The sequence below is a fragment of the Erwinia sp. SLM-02 genome (assembly GCF_037450285.1).
Lineage (GTDB): Bacteria > Pseudomonadota > Gammaproteobacteria > Enterobacterales > Enterobacteriaceae > Erwinia.
This window is the reverse complement of the sequence record NZ_JAQISN010000002.1, coordinates 351,459-366,430: the sequence shown is the minus strand read 5'-3', so window position 1 is coordinate 366,430 and position 14,972 is coordinate 351,459. Positions and strand designations below refer to the sequence as shown.

Here is a 14,972-nt window from a genome sequence, read left to right as displayed (position 1 = left end):
ATGTCTTCTTTTATATAAGAATAGTAATCTATTTGTTTTTTAATAAATAAAAACCCGCTGCTGGGCGGGTTTTTATTTGGTGCTAATTACATATTCGGTTTGAAGTCGTATTTATTCAATTCCCCGAATGCGGAACCGCTGTTGCTGAACGATCTGGCGTAAATGTCAATGCCTTTTTGTCCGGTTAATTTCCCACGATAATTATTGATGGTTGGTCCGTTAAGTGTGAGTTTTTTAAATGAAATAATATCACCGTTATAATCATTGAAGATGGAATTTGTCGCGCTAATTTTTACGTCACCATAACCAGAAATGGTGTTGTGGTTTAAAAGTTTTTCAGTTTTTATATTGATTTCATTGCCCGCAATAATTTTACCGTAATTGACGACGTCTCCATGATTGTAGGTAATATTATTACTTGCAATCAGCGTCGCATAGTTCAGGAACGTCCCGGTATTCAGGCCGTCAAGACTGTTAAAATTAATATCATGATCGGCATTCAGCACGGTGGTACTATCAAACTTACCGAGATTGCCGACGTTAAAGTTAATATCATTCCCTGCCTTCAAGTGGGCATCAATCGGATCGGGTTTACTGGTTGCTGGAAAATCAAGCGTATTCGATGAGACTAAAATATCTTTTTTTGCGTTAATTCGGGCATAGTTTAAAACGAGATCGGAGTTCGATACCAGAGATATACTTCCTGTATCGGTGTTTACCCAACCCGCTGAGTTATTGAGCAATCCATTAGTATTGATACTGACGTCTTTTGCAGCATGGATGCCCCCTTCGAGTTGTGATTTAGGATTATCACTGTAAATTTTGCTGTTAGTGTTAACCAGGCTGCCTGAAACGATGCTGACCTCATCGCCGGTTATGTAGCCACCCTCGTTGTCTACTCTTGTTGCATTGACTGCGACCAGTTTTTGGGAGTCAATCCGGCCTTTTTTATTATAAAGTGAATCTCCAGCAACAATATCGATACTATCACCCGAGAATATTTTCCCATTTGAGTTTCCTATGCTGTTGCCATTAAGACTCATTTTCCCTTTCTTGGATTCCAGCGTGCCCGAGTTATTCATAATGTAACCCTGAGAGCTAATCTCGAGATCGGTATTTGAAGAAATTATCCCTTTGTTATTAAAAATATCAGCGTTGTTAGTAGCGATCAGGGTGATTTTATTTGCGTACATGCCCCCTAATGCGGCCACATCAAGACCTAATTCTGAGGTTGTATTTCCGGTATAACCAATATTGACCAGGTTTTTTCCGGAGGTAACGATATTGCTATTTACACCGGTCATGACTTGTATTTCATTTGCATTGATTTTTCCATTCACATTTATTACGTTTGCAAGTAATGTGGTGTAATCAGAAGCATCTTTCATTCCCAGACCCGTGATAACTATCCTTCCTTTCTGAACGTTAATTCCGGTCAGCTTACCGTTGCTAACGTTCGGCGTGCCGGTAGTTAACGTGCCGCGGCCGGTATTGATGAAACCGCAGCCGCTACAGGTCACTCCTGAAGGGTTGGCAACAATCACATCTGCTTTTTGCCCTGCCACTTCAATTTGCCCGTTGAGCAGGCTTGGGTTACGCGATGTGACCTCATTGATAATCAGGCTTGCTTTCCCCCCGCTGAGCTTACTGTTTCCCGCGACCTGTCCCGCTAACTGAGTGGTCGAGTTCACTGTGTTATTATTCAGCACAACACCCTGTTTCGTTACATCAAACTGAGTGAATTTATTATGTGAAATCCCGGAAGGTGATGCTGAATTAATATTAACCGTTACAGAGCCGTTAGAATTGGCTTTTACCCAGGGTTTTTCTGCCTGTGTAATATCTACCACTACAGCTGCCTGTGCTGAGGCAATGTATCCCATTGCCAGCCAGGTCATCAGGCAAACTGTCGTGGTCTTGAATTTTTTTGATGATTTTCCGTTGCTCATTGTCAATCTCCATATCTTTTAGAATGGGCACCTGAATAAGTGCCTGATGCTAATTCTAGTTATTTTAATTATTACATATATAGTAATTTATCTAATATTATAATGGTTGGTGTAATATTTATTGGTTTGTTTTCTTGCTGTATATATAAAGTTGAATGATCCTGTCATTAAAAAATAAGACATTATGTCGGAAGGGTTCTTTTCATAAAGTTAACTCCTCACGCCAAAGCGTGAGGAGTACAATATTAATTGTTAGGGAGGACGTCTACCTTGCCTGTGATTTTTCCATCATTTCGATAGAAGTTACTAAAAACTTTAGTGCCATTAACAGAGGAAATTGAACCGCTGTTTCTGAACAGCGATTTTGCACTGAGGGTTATTCCCGTTTTACTCGAGATCAGACCACTTTCCCGGTTGTTAAATCCTCTGGATGAGCTAATGCCGATCAGATTACCACTAACGTTTGAAAAATTAATAAAATCACCGCTGGTGATATTTGCTGTTTTTCCAGCTTTCACGTCACCATAGTTTGAAAATACGCCGGCGCTTTTAAACGTCAAATCATTTCCGGCAGAAAGGGTGCCTAAATTATTCAGGTTTCTGAACGCGTCACCCTGAGAATTAATGTTCATATTCACATCATTTCCAGCGCTGATGACGGAATCTGAGGTGATTGCTGCAAGTGAACCCAGCGTCATATTGACGTCATTTTCAGCTTTGATAAGGGTTCCATCCAGCCCGTTAACCGTTGGACTGTCAGCATATGCGGCGTTAATGATGATATTTTTCGCATTGATTTCAGTGGCGTGAATATCCAGACCCTCACCGGCAGACAGGGAAACGGTCCCCTGGGCAGCCGCGATTTGCGCTCCGCCATCGCCGAGCATCATTTCTCGTTCAGACACGATCGTTACATCACCTTGTTTAGCAACGATTTCGCTCTTTTTATCCGAAAGTGAAGTCCTGTTTTTGCCTTTCCCGGCATTGTTGATCGATCCTGCCTTAATGTTTATCTCTGCGGCAGAGAGAGTGCCGTGATAGTTATTCAGACTGGCGCTGGCTGTAATATCGGTGGCTCCTTCAGCAAGGATCTGGCCCGATTTGTTTTCAAACCTTGTTGAATGAGATGTGAAGTTCCCCCCCGCCGTCAGGGTACCTCTGCGGTTGTTTATATCATCAGCTTCGATAATCATATTGTTCCCGCTGGATATTTCCCCTGTGTTCCTGATAGCCCCATTATTTTGGATCACCAGATCGGTATCTGCGGAGATAATGCCGCTGTTTTTTATCGACACCCCTTTTTGACCCGCGACCAGGGTGATTTTATCGGCATACATGCCGCCAAGTTTAGCAACATCAATGCCCACCAGGCTTGTGCTCTCATCACCGGAAGCCACGCGTTGCAGCACACCATCAACGTCAATGACGTCTGAACGATCGCCAGCCATGAGTGTCAGGTCATTCGCTGAGTTTTCTTCCGCCACCACGCTGATGGTTTGCGCGATCAGTGCCGTGTAATCAGAGGAATCCTGTAAACCGTCACCTTTCAGGAGAATGCTTCCTTCTGAAACGCTGAACTTCGGCTCGTCTGTGGCATCGAATTTTCCGGTAGTCAGGATACCGCGTTCAGCATTAATAAATCCGCAGCCATCACAGGTGATACCCGATGGGCTGGCAATAATGACCTTCGCTTTTTTTCCCGCAACTTCAATCATGCCATTAAGTTGTGTCATGTTTTTTGAGACAACTTCATTGATAATGATATTAGCAGAGCCATTAGACAGGTTACTGTTCCCCGCTATTTTTCCACCCAGGGTCGTTGTCGCGTCGCCAACGCTATTATTCAGTATCAGACCGTTTTTGTTAACGTTGAATTCCGTAAATTGGTTATGTGAAATCCCATTTTGAGCTGCGGCGTTAATATCAACAATTGTTGGGCCAGTTGCATTAGCATGAATTCCCGGCTGATTTGCCATCGCCGGGTCGGCAATAACGGCCGCCTCCGATGAAAACAAACCGCCCAACGTTACCCATGTCATAAGACAAACCGGCGCGACTTTGAAAAACTTCGCTATTTTTCTGTTTCTGTATCCGTAATGGACGATCTTAACTGATAACATAACTGATCCTTGTTTTTTAAATGAGCTGAAAAGTACAACGGTGTTATTTTTTTGAAAGTCAGGTGTTCTTCAGTTCCTGCACGGTCGGGTTACCGTTCGCTAATACATCCACTGCAGGTTAAATCCTAACGTAAGGCGATCCGTAATTAATCCATCGGGCTTCGAAAAAGGCGTTCCGGCAAAGATGTCGTACCCGGTTCTCCACTGCACTCCTCGCAACCCTACCGTGCCGCCGGTAATCGATTTTCCGGTAACCCATTCCTGATTAATATGTGAAACTCTCCCGTAGTCAACGCCGATATAAAATTGATTATTCCATGACTGAGGCATATCAATATTGATTGAATTACTTAAATACCAGCCGCGATCGCCCATAATCGTGTTTTCACCGTTAAAACCACGAACGCTCCAGCGATTACCTATATTGAACTGGTCCTGTGTAATCAGCTCATCCGGGCTATACTGCTGGTAATAGTGTGGCTGCCAGCTCATTGTCATTCCTGCCAGCTCAAAAGGAACCACGGCCTGTAAATCCAGCGTTACGATCCTGCTTATATTGCTGGCATCTCCGGATTTAGCACTCGCCGTCTTCTCACTCCCGAGCCAGCGTACATTTCGCTGGAAACTCACGTCGGCATCAAACACGATGCTGTTTATGTAGTGTCGGTGAGCCAGGTCAAAACGCAGATTGGTCACATTTATTTTCTGTAAATCCATCTCCGTGTCGCCGATGTGGTAATGCGCATCACGCTTGATCACCTGGGTGCTGAACAGGGTTTTCTGCTGAGCACCGCGATGGAGGACGCGGCTGACTTTTCCAATGACAATCTTGTTATTTCCACGATACTGATATTTCGAGAAGTTACCGACCAGCGCCTGATGATACTTATTCTGGCTGGCATAAAGGTTAAAAGACCAGTATCCGTAGGGAACGCTGTAATTAAACGATCGGCTTTCACTCGCGAATTTGTGGCTGTTCTGCAGATCGTGTGACGCCGAGATATAAAAAAGGTCGCTCAGTGACGTTGGATTATCAAGATAGAGCGCCACCCCCGCCTGATAGCGCCCGGTGCTTCTACTGCCAGAGTCATCGGTCCAGCCCGCCACGCGCCAATATGATTCCTGCGAGCGGTCAATAATCACATCGCTTTTCCCGGCTTCAGAAGAGGGGAGGAGATTAATATGCACATCCGTAGTCGGAATGCCCTGCATATTTTCCAGCCCCTGCTCAAGATCGCGTAGATCGAGGATGTTTCCTTTTTTCGTTGGGAACGTATTGGCGATATGCACATATTTATTCGAGCCGTCCTCCAGAATAATGTTCCCAATCAGGCCTGAAACCACCTTGATAATTAAATGGCCCTCTTTGACATTTTGCTCCGGCAGCGCTGTGCGTGAGGTAATATACCCTGATGCAATAAGCTTGTTTTGTAAAATGATGGCCACGGTTTTGATATTATGCGCATTCATACAGTGGCCTGTTGCCCGGTTGGCTATCCGCTGCAGAGGGATCCAGTGGGGAACCGCATCGTCTTTATCAACGCTTACGCTGTCAATTTTTAAACAGTCTGGCGTGTCGAGATAAATTAGCCCTTTATAAACATCAGGCGCAGGCTCGGAGCGAACGTCCTTACCCGCAGTATCCAGCTGATTCTGTAACGCCTTTTGCTGTTCCTGTTGATTAACGTTCTGCTGCTGTATATCCCTCACCGGATTGGCTGAAAATGTACCCCCCGAAAAAAACATCAATAAGACTGTCAGGAAATGAATCTTATAAAAAGACGGCGCCACGTGAACTCTCCATTGTACTTCCTGAATCCAGCAAGGGTTTATTGTCCCTGGAACGCAGGCAGGCTTTCCTTGTCTTTATTTTTAAAATAAAAACGAATTGGCAATTTATTATCTAATTTCTTAGTCGGTTAGCGAACAACCAGACGGGGTTAGACCCTATCCGGCAGGTGAGTTTTTTCATGATTATAGTGGTTCGCGTTATACGTTTTGAGCAGTATAGAGCCTGGAGATTTTAGGGGGAATAGTAATTGCCCTATTATTTTTTAAGATAAATTAGATTTTTTTGGAAGTTTGTTTTTATTTTTTTCAGTTTTTAATTATCAATACGGCCTGTTTTTGGCACCGTGAGCTGCAGCGCGCCCTGCTGAACCCTGTGACAGCCCCCAACCGGATAAGGTACTATCCTCGCCAAACTTACCGCGATGTGGGGCGGAGTTGCCTGACGGAGTAAAGCCAGCTATTAACAAGATAGCAAGGTGGCAGAACGATGAGGTCGGGCCAAAGCGCTGCAATGTGAGGAAAAGAGAATAATGAGCGATCAGATGCAGGATGGTGCCGAGCGCCTTGCGCTGCACAAGTTTACAGAAAATGCGTACCTTAACTACTCCATGTACGTCATCATGGATCGTGCGCTTCCCTATATAGGCGACGGACTGAAACCGGTTCAGCGCCGTATCGTTTACGCCATGTCCGAACTTGGGCTGAGCAACAGCGCGAAATTCAAAAAATCCGCACGTACCGTGGGTGACGTGCTGGGTAAGTATCATCCTCACGGCGACAGCGCCTGTTACGAAGCGATGGTGCTGATGGCGCAGCCGTTCTCCTATCGCTATCCGCTGGTTGATGGCCAGGGAAACTGGGGCGCGCCGGACGATCCGAAATCCTTTGCTGCGATGCGCTATACGGAGTCGCGCCTGTCAAAGTATGCCGAAGTGCTGCTGGGCGAACTGGGGCAGGGGACGGTCGATTATATTCCGAACTTTGACGGCACCATGCAGGAGCCTAAAATGCTGCCTGCGCGCCTGCCTAATATCCTGCTGAACGGCACCACCGGTATTGCGGTCGGTATGGCCACGGATATCCCGCCGCATAACCTGCGTGAGGTCGCGAAGGCGGCGATTGCGCTGATCGACAGCCCGAAAACCACGCTTGATGAACTGCTGGATATCGTGCAGGGGCCGGATTATCCCACCGAAGCTGAAATCATCACGCCGCGCAGCGAGATCCGCAAAATTTATCAGAGCGGCCGTGGTTCGGTGCGCATGCGCGCCGTGTGGAAAAAAGAGGATGGCGACGTGGTGATCACCGCGCTGCCGCATCAGGTTTCCGGGGCGCGCGTTCTGGAGCAGATTGCCGCTCAGATGCGCAATAAAAAGCTGCCGATGGTGGAAGACCTGCGCGATGAATCGGATCATGAGAACCCCACCCGGCTGGTTATCGTACCGCGTTCCAATCGCGTCGATCTTGAACAGGTGATGAATCACCTGTTTGCCACGACCGATCTGGAACGCAGCTACCGAATCAATCTGAATATGATTGGTCTGGATAACCGTCCGGCGGTGAAAAACCTGCTGGAGATCCTGAGCGAGTGGCTGGTTTATCGCCGTGATACCGTCCGTCGCCGTCTGAACTATCGCCTTGAAAAGGTACTCAAGCGCCTGCATATCCTTGCTGGTTTACTGGTCGCCTTCCTGAATATTGATGAAGTGATCCACATCATCCGCAGTGAAGATGAGCCTAAGCCGGTGCTGATGTCTCGCTTCGATATTTCAGAAACTCAGGCCGAAGCCATTCTGGAACTGAAACTGCGCCATCTCGCCAAGCTGGAAGAGATGAAAATCCGCGGTGAGCAGGCGGAGCTGGAAAAAGAACGCGATCATTTGCAGGGGATCCTCGCATCCGAGCGCAAGATGAATACGCTGCTGAAGAAAGAGCTGCAGGCCGATAGCGACACCTACGGTGACGACCGCCGTTCACCTCTGCGTGAACGCGAAGAGGCGAAGGCCATCAGCGAGCATGAGCTGGTGCCTTCCGAACCGGTCACCATCGTTCTGTCGCAGATGGGTTGGGTGCGCAGCGCCAAAGGGCACGATATCGATCCGGCCGGGCTTAATTACAAAGCCGGTGACAGCTATCGCGCCGCGGCGCGCGGCAAGAGCAATCAGCCGGTGGCCTTTATTGACTCCACCGGGCGCAGCTATGCGCTCGATCCGGTCACCCTGCCGTCGGCACGCGGGCAGGGCGAGCCGCTGACCGGCAAGCTGACGCCGCCGCCGGGTGCAACGATTGAACAGGTGCTGATGGAGGCCGATGAGCAACGCCTGCTGATGGCGTCGGATGCCGGTTACGGATTCGTCTGCACCTTCAGCGATCTGGTTTCCCGCAACCGCGCGGGTAAAGCTCTGCTGACCCTGCCGGAAAATGCCAAAGTCATGACCCCACTCGCCATCCATGGCGATGACGATCTGCTGCTGGCGATCACCGCCGCCGGGCGTATGCTGATGTTCCCGGTTGGCGACCTGCCGCAGCTTTCCAAAGGCAAGGGCAATAAGATTATCTCTATCCCGTCCGCCCAGGCGGCATCCGGGGAAGATAAGCTGGCCTGGCTGCTGTTGCTGACACCACAAAGTGCCATTACTCTGTATGTCGGCAAGCGTAAGCTGACGCTGAAAGCGGAAGATCTCCAGAAGTTCCGGGCAGAGCGTGGCCGCCGTGGTACTCAGCTGCCGCGCGGATTGCAGCGTATCGATCGCGTGGATGTCGATGGCCCGTCACGTCCAGCGGCGGATGACAGCGAAGAGTAATTCGCCATCGCTGATGGCAGGCTGGGGCCGTGAATGTCGCCAGCCTGCCGATATCAAAATAAAAAACGGTTAAGCCACTCTTTAGTCAGCGTATGATGCCGGATAAATCCCGTCTGAATACGCTGTCTGTATGCCATAACGAGGTTGTGATGCTCTCTATTTTACGTATCATCGTGGTCATTATTTATTCGATACTGCTGTGCGTGTTTGGCTGTATCTGGTGCCTGTTCAGTCCAAGAAACCCGAAGCACGTTTCTACCTTCGGCCGGCTTTTCGGCCGCCTTGCGCCGGTGTTTGGCCTAAAGGTTGAACTGCGTCGTCCCGAAGGGCATAAAGACTTCCCCAACGCGATTTACATCTGTAACCACCAGAATAACTACGACATGATCACCGCGGCGAATATCGTTGAGCCGACCACCGTCACCGTCGGTAAGAAAAGCCTGCTGTGGGTGCCGTTCTTTGGGCTGCTGTACTGGCTGACCGGTAATCTGCTGATCGACCGGGACAATCGTGCCAAGGCGCACGGCACCATCGGGGAGCTGGTAAGCGAATTTCAGAAGAAAAAAATCTCGTTCTGGATGTTCCCGGAAGGCACGCGCAGCCGCGGTCGTGGGCTGCTGCCGTTTAAAACCGGCGCGTTTCATGCCGCCGTGGCGGCCGGCGTGCCGATCATTCCGGTCGTCGTCTCCAACACCCATGACAAGATCAAACTGAACCGGCTGAAAAATGGCCTGGCGATCGTTGAAATGATGCCGCCGGTGGATATCAAGGCGTTTGAAAATCAGTCGGTGCGCAAGCTGGCAACCCACTGTCGCGAACTGATGGCGGCGAAACTTGAAGAGTTAAATGCTGAAGTCGCTGCAAGAGAAGCATCAGGTAAGCTATAAATTACTGGGGTGAGCGTGCCATCATGTTCACGCCGGTAGTTGTTCATGCGGCAGCACAGCCCGCAGATAATGATAACAATGGATCTCGGCCGCACTGTTGGCCGTTTTGGCTTACGGAGTCGGGTATGTCCCTCAGTCGTCGTCAGTTTTTTAAGGCCTCAGGCATTGCCCTTTGTGCTTCATCATTACCGTTCAGCGCGCGGGCGGCTGGCCCGGGCACGCCGCTGCCGGTTCCACCGCTGATTGAGTCCCGTCGCGGGCAGCCGCTGTTTCTGACGATGCAGCGCAGCCACTGGTCTTTTGACGGCAGCAGCAAGGCGCAGGTATGGGGGTTTAACGGCCTTTATCTTGGCCCGACGGTGCGCGTGTGGAACGGAGATGACGTCAAGCTTATCTACAGCAATCGATTGAATGAACCGGTCGCGATGACCGTCAGCGGCCTGCAGGTTCCCGGTGCGCTGATGGGGGGCGCGGCCCGCCTGATGTCGCCGGGCGTAGACTGGTCACCGGTGGTGCCGATCCGCCAGGCCGCCGCCACCTGCTGGTATCATGCCAATACGCCTAACCGCATGGCCCCGCATGTTTATAACGGGCTGGCGGGTATGTGGCTGGTTGAAGATGAAGTTAGTAAGTCCTTACCTATTCCAAAACACTACGGCGTGGACGACTTCCCGGTCATTATTCAGGACAAGCGGCTGGATAACTTCGGCTCGCCGGAATATGACCCGCCGGGCAGCGGTGGCTTCGTCGGCGATACGCTGCTGGTCAACGGCGTACAAAACCCCTTCCTTGAGGTTTCACGCGGCTGGGTGCGCCTGCGCCTGCTGAACGCCTCCAATTCCCGCCGCTATCAGCTGCGCATGAGTGATGCCCGGCCGTTTAACGTCATTGCCAGCGATCAGGGTTTCCTTCCCGCGCCGGTGGCGGTAGATCAGCTGTCGCTGGCCCCGGGTGAACGCCGGGAAGTGCTGATCGATATGACCCAGGGCGATGAAGTCTCGATTACGGCAGGGGATGCGGCTGGCATTGTCGACAGGCTGCGTGGCATCTTTGAACCATCCAGCATTCTCATCTCCACTCTGGTGCTGACCCTGCGCCCAACGGGGCTGTTACCGTTAGTAACCGATAACTTACCGATGCGTATTCTGGCGGATCAGATGATCCCCGGCACCGTCAGCCGCACCCGTGAATTCCGCCTGGGTGATTCCACGCCGGGCATTAACGGCGCGCTGTGGAATATGTCGCGCATTGATACCCAGGCGCAGCAGGGCAGCTTTGAACGCTGGATGATCCATGCCGATACGCCGCAGGCATTTCATATTCAGGGCGTGATGTTCCTGATTAAAAGCGTCAACGGTGCACAGACCATGGCAGAGGATCGCGGCTGGAAGGATACGGTATGGGTCGATGGCGACGTCGATCTGCTGGTGTCCTTTACCCAGCCGTCCTCCGAGCACTTCCCGTTTGTCTATTACAGCCAGATGCTGGAAATGGCCGATCGCGGAACGGCGGGGCAGATGGTGGTGAATCCTGCCCAGCAGTATTAAGCATTTTGCCCGCGGGGCCGCGGGCAAACGTTCAGGGTTTAGTTGAAGCTTTCCGGGTCCGGGCCCAGGCGATTATTACGATCCAGCGAAGCAATCTCACTGACTTCGGTTTTCTCCAGGCGGAAATCAAACACCTCAAAGTTCTCTTTAATGCGAGACGGCGTGACGGATTTCGGGATCACCACCAGACCGCTGTCCAGATGCCAGCGAATCACGATCTGAGCCGGGGTTTTGCCGTATTTCTGCGCCAGCCGCTTGATAATGTCCTGCTCGAACACGCCTTCCCCGCCCTGCGCCAGCGGGCTCCATGATTCTGTCTGGATGTGATGCATCGCATTCCAGGCATGAAGCGTGCGCTGTTGCAGCATCGGATGCAGCTCGATCTGATTGATCACCGGAATGACGCCGGTCTCATCGAGCAACCGCTTGAGGTGCGGCTCATTAAAGTTACACACGCCGATACTTTTGGTCAGGCCCTGCTGCTGCAGTTTGATCATTGCCTGCCAGGCGGCCACAAACGTATCTTTCTCCGGGCAGGGCCAGTGCATCAGATAGAGATCAACGCTGTCCAGCTGCAGTTTTTTCAGGCTGGCTTCCAGCGCCTTTTCGGCATCCAGCTGATCGTCATTCCACAATTTGGTGGTGACGAAAATATCGTCCCGCGCGACGTCGGTTTCGCGCAGCGCCTGGCCGATACCCTCTTCATTTTTGTATATCGCCGCGGTGTCAATCGAACGGTAACCGACCTCAAGTGCGGTCACCGCCGCGCTCCGGGCCTCATCCACGCTGGCCTGCCAGACGCCCAGCCCAAGCTGCGGCATCATATTGCCATCGTGCAGTTTAATGATTGGTTGATCTGCCATGTTCGCTCCTTTTGTGCGGAAAAACCGGTGCAGTGGCACCGGTTGATGGAAGTAAGTCTAGTCGATAAGCGGAGGATTGGTGGGGGCTAGCGTGCGTCCAGATAGATCTGACGGCTGACGTCCAGCGTAATATCCTGGCGTTCGCCCAGCGCGGTGAGCCCTTTTTCTGCCAGTTTTTCCAGCAGTGCCGGGATCGACGAGCCGTCCAGCTGATAGTCCGACAGGCGGGTGGCAATGCCCATCTGCTCAAAGAAAGCGCGCGTGGCGGCAATCGCCCCATCGATGCGTTCCGCTTCGCTGCCGTCGGCGATCCCCCAGACGCGCTCCGCGTACTGCAGCAGTTTTTCCCGCTTGGTGTCGCGCTGGATGTTGAGCAGAGACGGCAGCACGACAGCCAGCGTCTGCGCGTGGTCGATGCCGTGCAGCGCCGTCAGCTCGTGGCCGAGCATATGGGTGGACCAGTCCTGCGGCACGCCGGCACCGATCAGGCCGTTCAGCGCCATCGTCGCGCTCCACATCACGTTGGCGCGGACGTCATAATTTTCCGGCTCGGCCAGCGCGCGCGGGCCTTCTTCCACCAGCGTCAGCAGCAGGCCTTCGGCAAAACGGTCCTGGACGCGGGCGTCAACCGGGAAGGTAAGGTACTGTTCTACGGTATGCACAAAGGCATCCACCACGCCGTTGGCGATCTGGCGCGGCGGCAGGCTGTAGGTGTAAACCGGGTCCAGTACGGCGAAAAGCGGGAACAGATAGTTGCTGCGAAACGCCCGCTTATCCTGGGTCGCGCGGCGATTAATTACCGCGCTGCGGTTGGACTCGGAGCCGGTCGCGGGCAGGGTCAGCACCGATCCGACAGGCAGCGCCTGCTCAATTTCAGCACCGCCGGTTTCCAGAATATGCCACGGGTCATGCGGATAAAGCGCCGCCGCGGCGATAAACTTGGTGCCGTCCAGCACCGACCCGCCGCCCACCGCCAGCAGGAAGGTGATCTTATCCCGTTTAACGATTTCCACCGCCTGCATCAGGGTGGAGAAATCCGGGTTAGGCTCGATGCCGCCAAACTCCTGAACATCAAAACCCTGTAATGCGCTGTAAACCTGATCCATCACGCCATTTTTCTTGACGCTGCCGCCGCCAAAGAGGATCAGCACCTTGCTGCCGGCGGGTATGGAGGCGGCCAGCTGGGCAATTTGCCCCTTGCCAAACAGGATGCGGGTGGGCGTATGCAGTACGAAATTATTCATCGCGTTAATCCTGGGAATAGGATGGTTATCAGTGGGATCATTGTGCGCAGCAGGCGAATTTTGCTCAATGCACATTTCTGCCTGATTCTTGCCTGATCCTCCAAACCTCTGGAGAAATGTCGGGCAGCAGGCGATGATACTGGCGTAAAACTTTCAGCGGTGGGAAGAGTGATGGACAGAAACGCGATATGCGAACGGCTTGCCCGCCAGGTGATTGGCCTGGTGACGCAGAACAAAGGGCTGTCGTCGGTGCCCGGTATCAGCCTGATCTATGCCGACAGGCATATGGCGCGTACCCCGGTCATGTACCAGCCGGCGATTGTGATCCTGTTTCAGGGGCAGAAGACCGGCTACCTGGGCAACAGCGTATTCAGCTACGACGCCAATAAATACCTGATGCTGACCGTTCCGCTGCCGTTTGAGTGTGAAACCTTTGCCACGCCGGAAGCGCCGCTGGCCGGAATAACGCTGCGGGTCGATCCGCTGAAGCTCCAGGATCTCCTGATGGATATTGGCGATGACGACGGCTTTCATCCTGAACCGAAAACCTGCGGTATCCACTCGGCGCTGCTGACGGAAGAGATGCTCTGTGCAACCGAGCGTCTGCTGGACATGATGAACAATCCGCGTGATGCCCGCGTGCTGGGGCCACAATTGGTACGTGAGATCCTCTACTACGTGCTGCAGGGGCCGTGCGGCGGTGCGCTGCTGGCGCTGGTGAGCCGGCAGACGCAGTTCAGCCAGATTGCCCGTGCACTGCGGCGTATTGAGCATCACTTCACCGATAACCTGAGCGTTGACCTGCTGGCAGCGGAGGCCAATATGAGCGTCTCGGCGTTCCATCATAACTTCAAGGCGGTGACCAGCACCTCCCCGCTACAGTACCTGAAAAGCTACCGTCTGCATCAGGCGCGCATGATGATGCTGCAGGAGGGGATGAAGGCCAGCGTGGCGGCAATGAAAGTGGGATATGAAAGCGCGTCGCAGTTCTCGCGCGAGTTCAAACGCTACTTTGGCGTCACGCCGGGGGAAGAGATGACCCGGATGCGGCAGCCGGGATAAAACCGGCCCGGATTAACGGGCCTTTTTACGCCTCAGCACCAGCACCACGCTACCGGTAAGTCCGGCACAGAGCAGCACCAGCGGCAGGATCATCAGAATCGCCATCACCTGATCCTCATGACGCTTGATAAACGGCACCTGGCTGATGCCATAGCCGAGCGCGACCAGAATCGTCACCCACAGCAGCCCGCTGAGCCAGTTAAACAGCTGGAAGCGGCCGCTTTTCAGCCCGGAAATACCGGCCATGGTAGGCAGAATCGTCCGTACAAAGGCGAGGAAGCGGCCAACCAGCAGCGCCAGCAGCCCGTGGCGGTTAAACAGGTTCCATGCCCGCTGGTGGTACTGCGCGGGAAGGTGCAGCAGCCAGCCTTTCACCAGCCGGGTATTGCCCAGCCAGCGGCCCTGCAAATAGCTCAGCCAGCAGCCAATACTGGCGGCGGCGGTCAGGATGATCATCGTGGGAAAAAATGCCATGACGCCTTTGGCCACCATGGCACCGGCCAGCAGCAGCAGGCTGTCGCCGGGGAGAAATGAAGCCGGAAGCAAACCATTTTCAAGCAGCAACGTGATAAACATAATCCCGTAAACAACCCAAATCACATCCGGATTGGCCAGCGCGGTAAAATCCTGATGCCAGAGCGCCTGAACAATCTCGTGTAAAACACCCATTCGTTATCCCGTTAACTACAGCTATAGCTATACCCC

The 14,972-nt window shown here is 52.2% G+C and carries 10 protein-coding genes; 4 read left to right on the top strand and 6 right to left on the bottom strand.

The annotated features are described in order from the left end of the window. Positions 1 to 86 precede the first annotated feature (86 nt). The 3 genes from PGH32_RS14875 to PGH32_RS14865 form a co-directional block, all read right to left on the bottom strand. Entirely contained in the window at positions 87 to 1,949 is a 1,863-nt protein-coding gene (locus PGH32_RS14875) for a two-partner secretion domain-containing protein (protein WP_337894434.1), read from the bottom strand. Between the two features lie 245 nt (positions 1,950 to 2,194). Next, positions 2,195 to 4,069 carry a filamentous hemagglutinin N-terminal domain-containing protein gene (locus PGH32_RS14870; RefSeq protein ID WP_337894432.1) on the bottom strand — a complete coding sequence of 625 codons (1,875 nt, stop codon included), beginning with the start codon at positions 4,067 to 4,069 and terminating at the stop codon, positions 2,195 to 2,197. Between the two features lie 99 nt (positions 4,070 to 4,168). Further along, positions 4,169 to 5,860 carry a ShlB/FhaC/HecB family hemolysin secretion/activation protein gene (locus PGH32_RS14865; protein WP_337894431.1) on the bottom strand — a complete coding sequence of 564 codons (1,692 nt, stop codon included), beginning with the start codon at positions 5,858 to 5,860 and terminating at the stop codon, positions 4,169 to 4,171. Positions 5,861 to 6,390: 530 nt separating this feature from the next. On the opposite strand from PGH32_RS14865, the gene parC reads away from it, so the two are divergent. From parC to ftsP, 3 genes are all read left to right on the top strand, one after another. Continuing rightward, positions 6,391 to 8,664, top strand: a complete 2,274-nt coding sequence (parC, locus tag PGH32_RS14860) for a DNA topoisomerase IV subunit A (RefSeq protein WP_314417922.1) — start codon at positions 6,391 to 6,393, stop codon at positions 8,662 to 8,664. A gap of 149 nt (positions 8,665 to 8,813) precedes the next feature. Next, positions 8,814 to 9,551, top strand: a complete 738-nt coding sequence (locus PGH32_RS14855; RefSeq protein WP_337894430.1) for a 1-acylglycerol-3-phosphate O-acyltransferase — start codon at positions 8,814 to 8,816, stop codon at positions 9,549 to 9,551. Positions 9,552 to 9,676: 125 nt separating this feature from the next. Further along, complete coding sequence (ftsP, locus tag PGH32_RS14850) at positions 9,677 to 11,098, top strand: cell division protein FtsP (protein WP_314417928.1); 1,422 nt, start codon at positions 9,677 to 9,679, stop codon at positions 11,096 to 11,098. A 38-nt stretch (positions 11,099 to 11,136) separates the two neighbouring features. Here ftsP and dkgA read toward each other — a convergent pair whose 3' ends face one another. Both dkgA and yqhD read right to left on the bottom strand, forming a co-directional pair. Further along, entirely contained in the window at positions 11,137 to 11,961 is an 825-nt protein-coding gene (dkgA, locus tag PGH32_RS14845) for a 2,5-didehydrogluconate reductase DkgA (protein ID WP_337894429.1), read from the bottom strand. 86 nt (positions 11,962 to 12,047) lie between these two features. Further along, entirely contained in the window at positions 12,048 to 13,205 is a 1,158-nt protein-coding gene (gene yqhD / locus PGH32_RS14840; protein ID WP_337894428.1) for an alcohol dehydrogenase, read from the bottom strand. A 171-nt stretch (positions 13,206 to 13,376) separates the two neighbouring features. On the opposite strand from yqhD, the gene PGH32_RS14835 reads away from it, so the two are divergent. Then, complete coding sequence (locus PGH32_RS14835; protein WP_314418100.1) at positions 13,377 to 14,267, top strand: AraC family transcriptional regulator; 891 nt, start codon at positions 13,377 to 13,379, stop codon at positions 14,265 to 14,267. Between the two features lie 12 nt (positions 14,268 to 14,279). Here PGH32_RS14835 and PGH32_RS14830 read toward each other — a convergent pair whose 3' ends face one another. Then, positions 14,280 to 14,936 carry a DedA family protein gene (locus tag PGH32_RS14830; RefSeq protein WP_337894427.1) on the bottom strand — a complete coding sequence of 219 codons (657 nt, stop codon included), beginning with the start codon at positions 14,934 to 14,936 and terminating at the stop codon, positions 14,280 to 14,282. Positions 14,937 to 14,972: the final 36 nt, after the last annotated feature.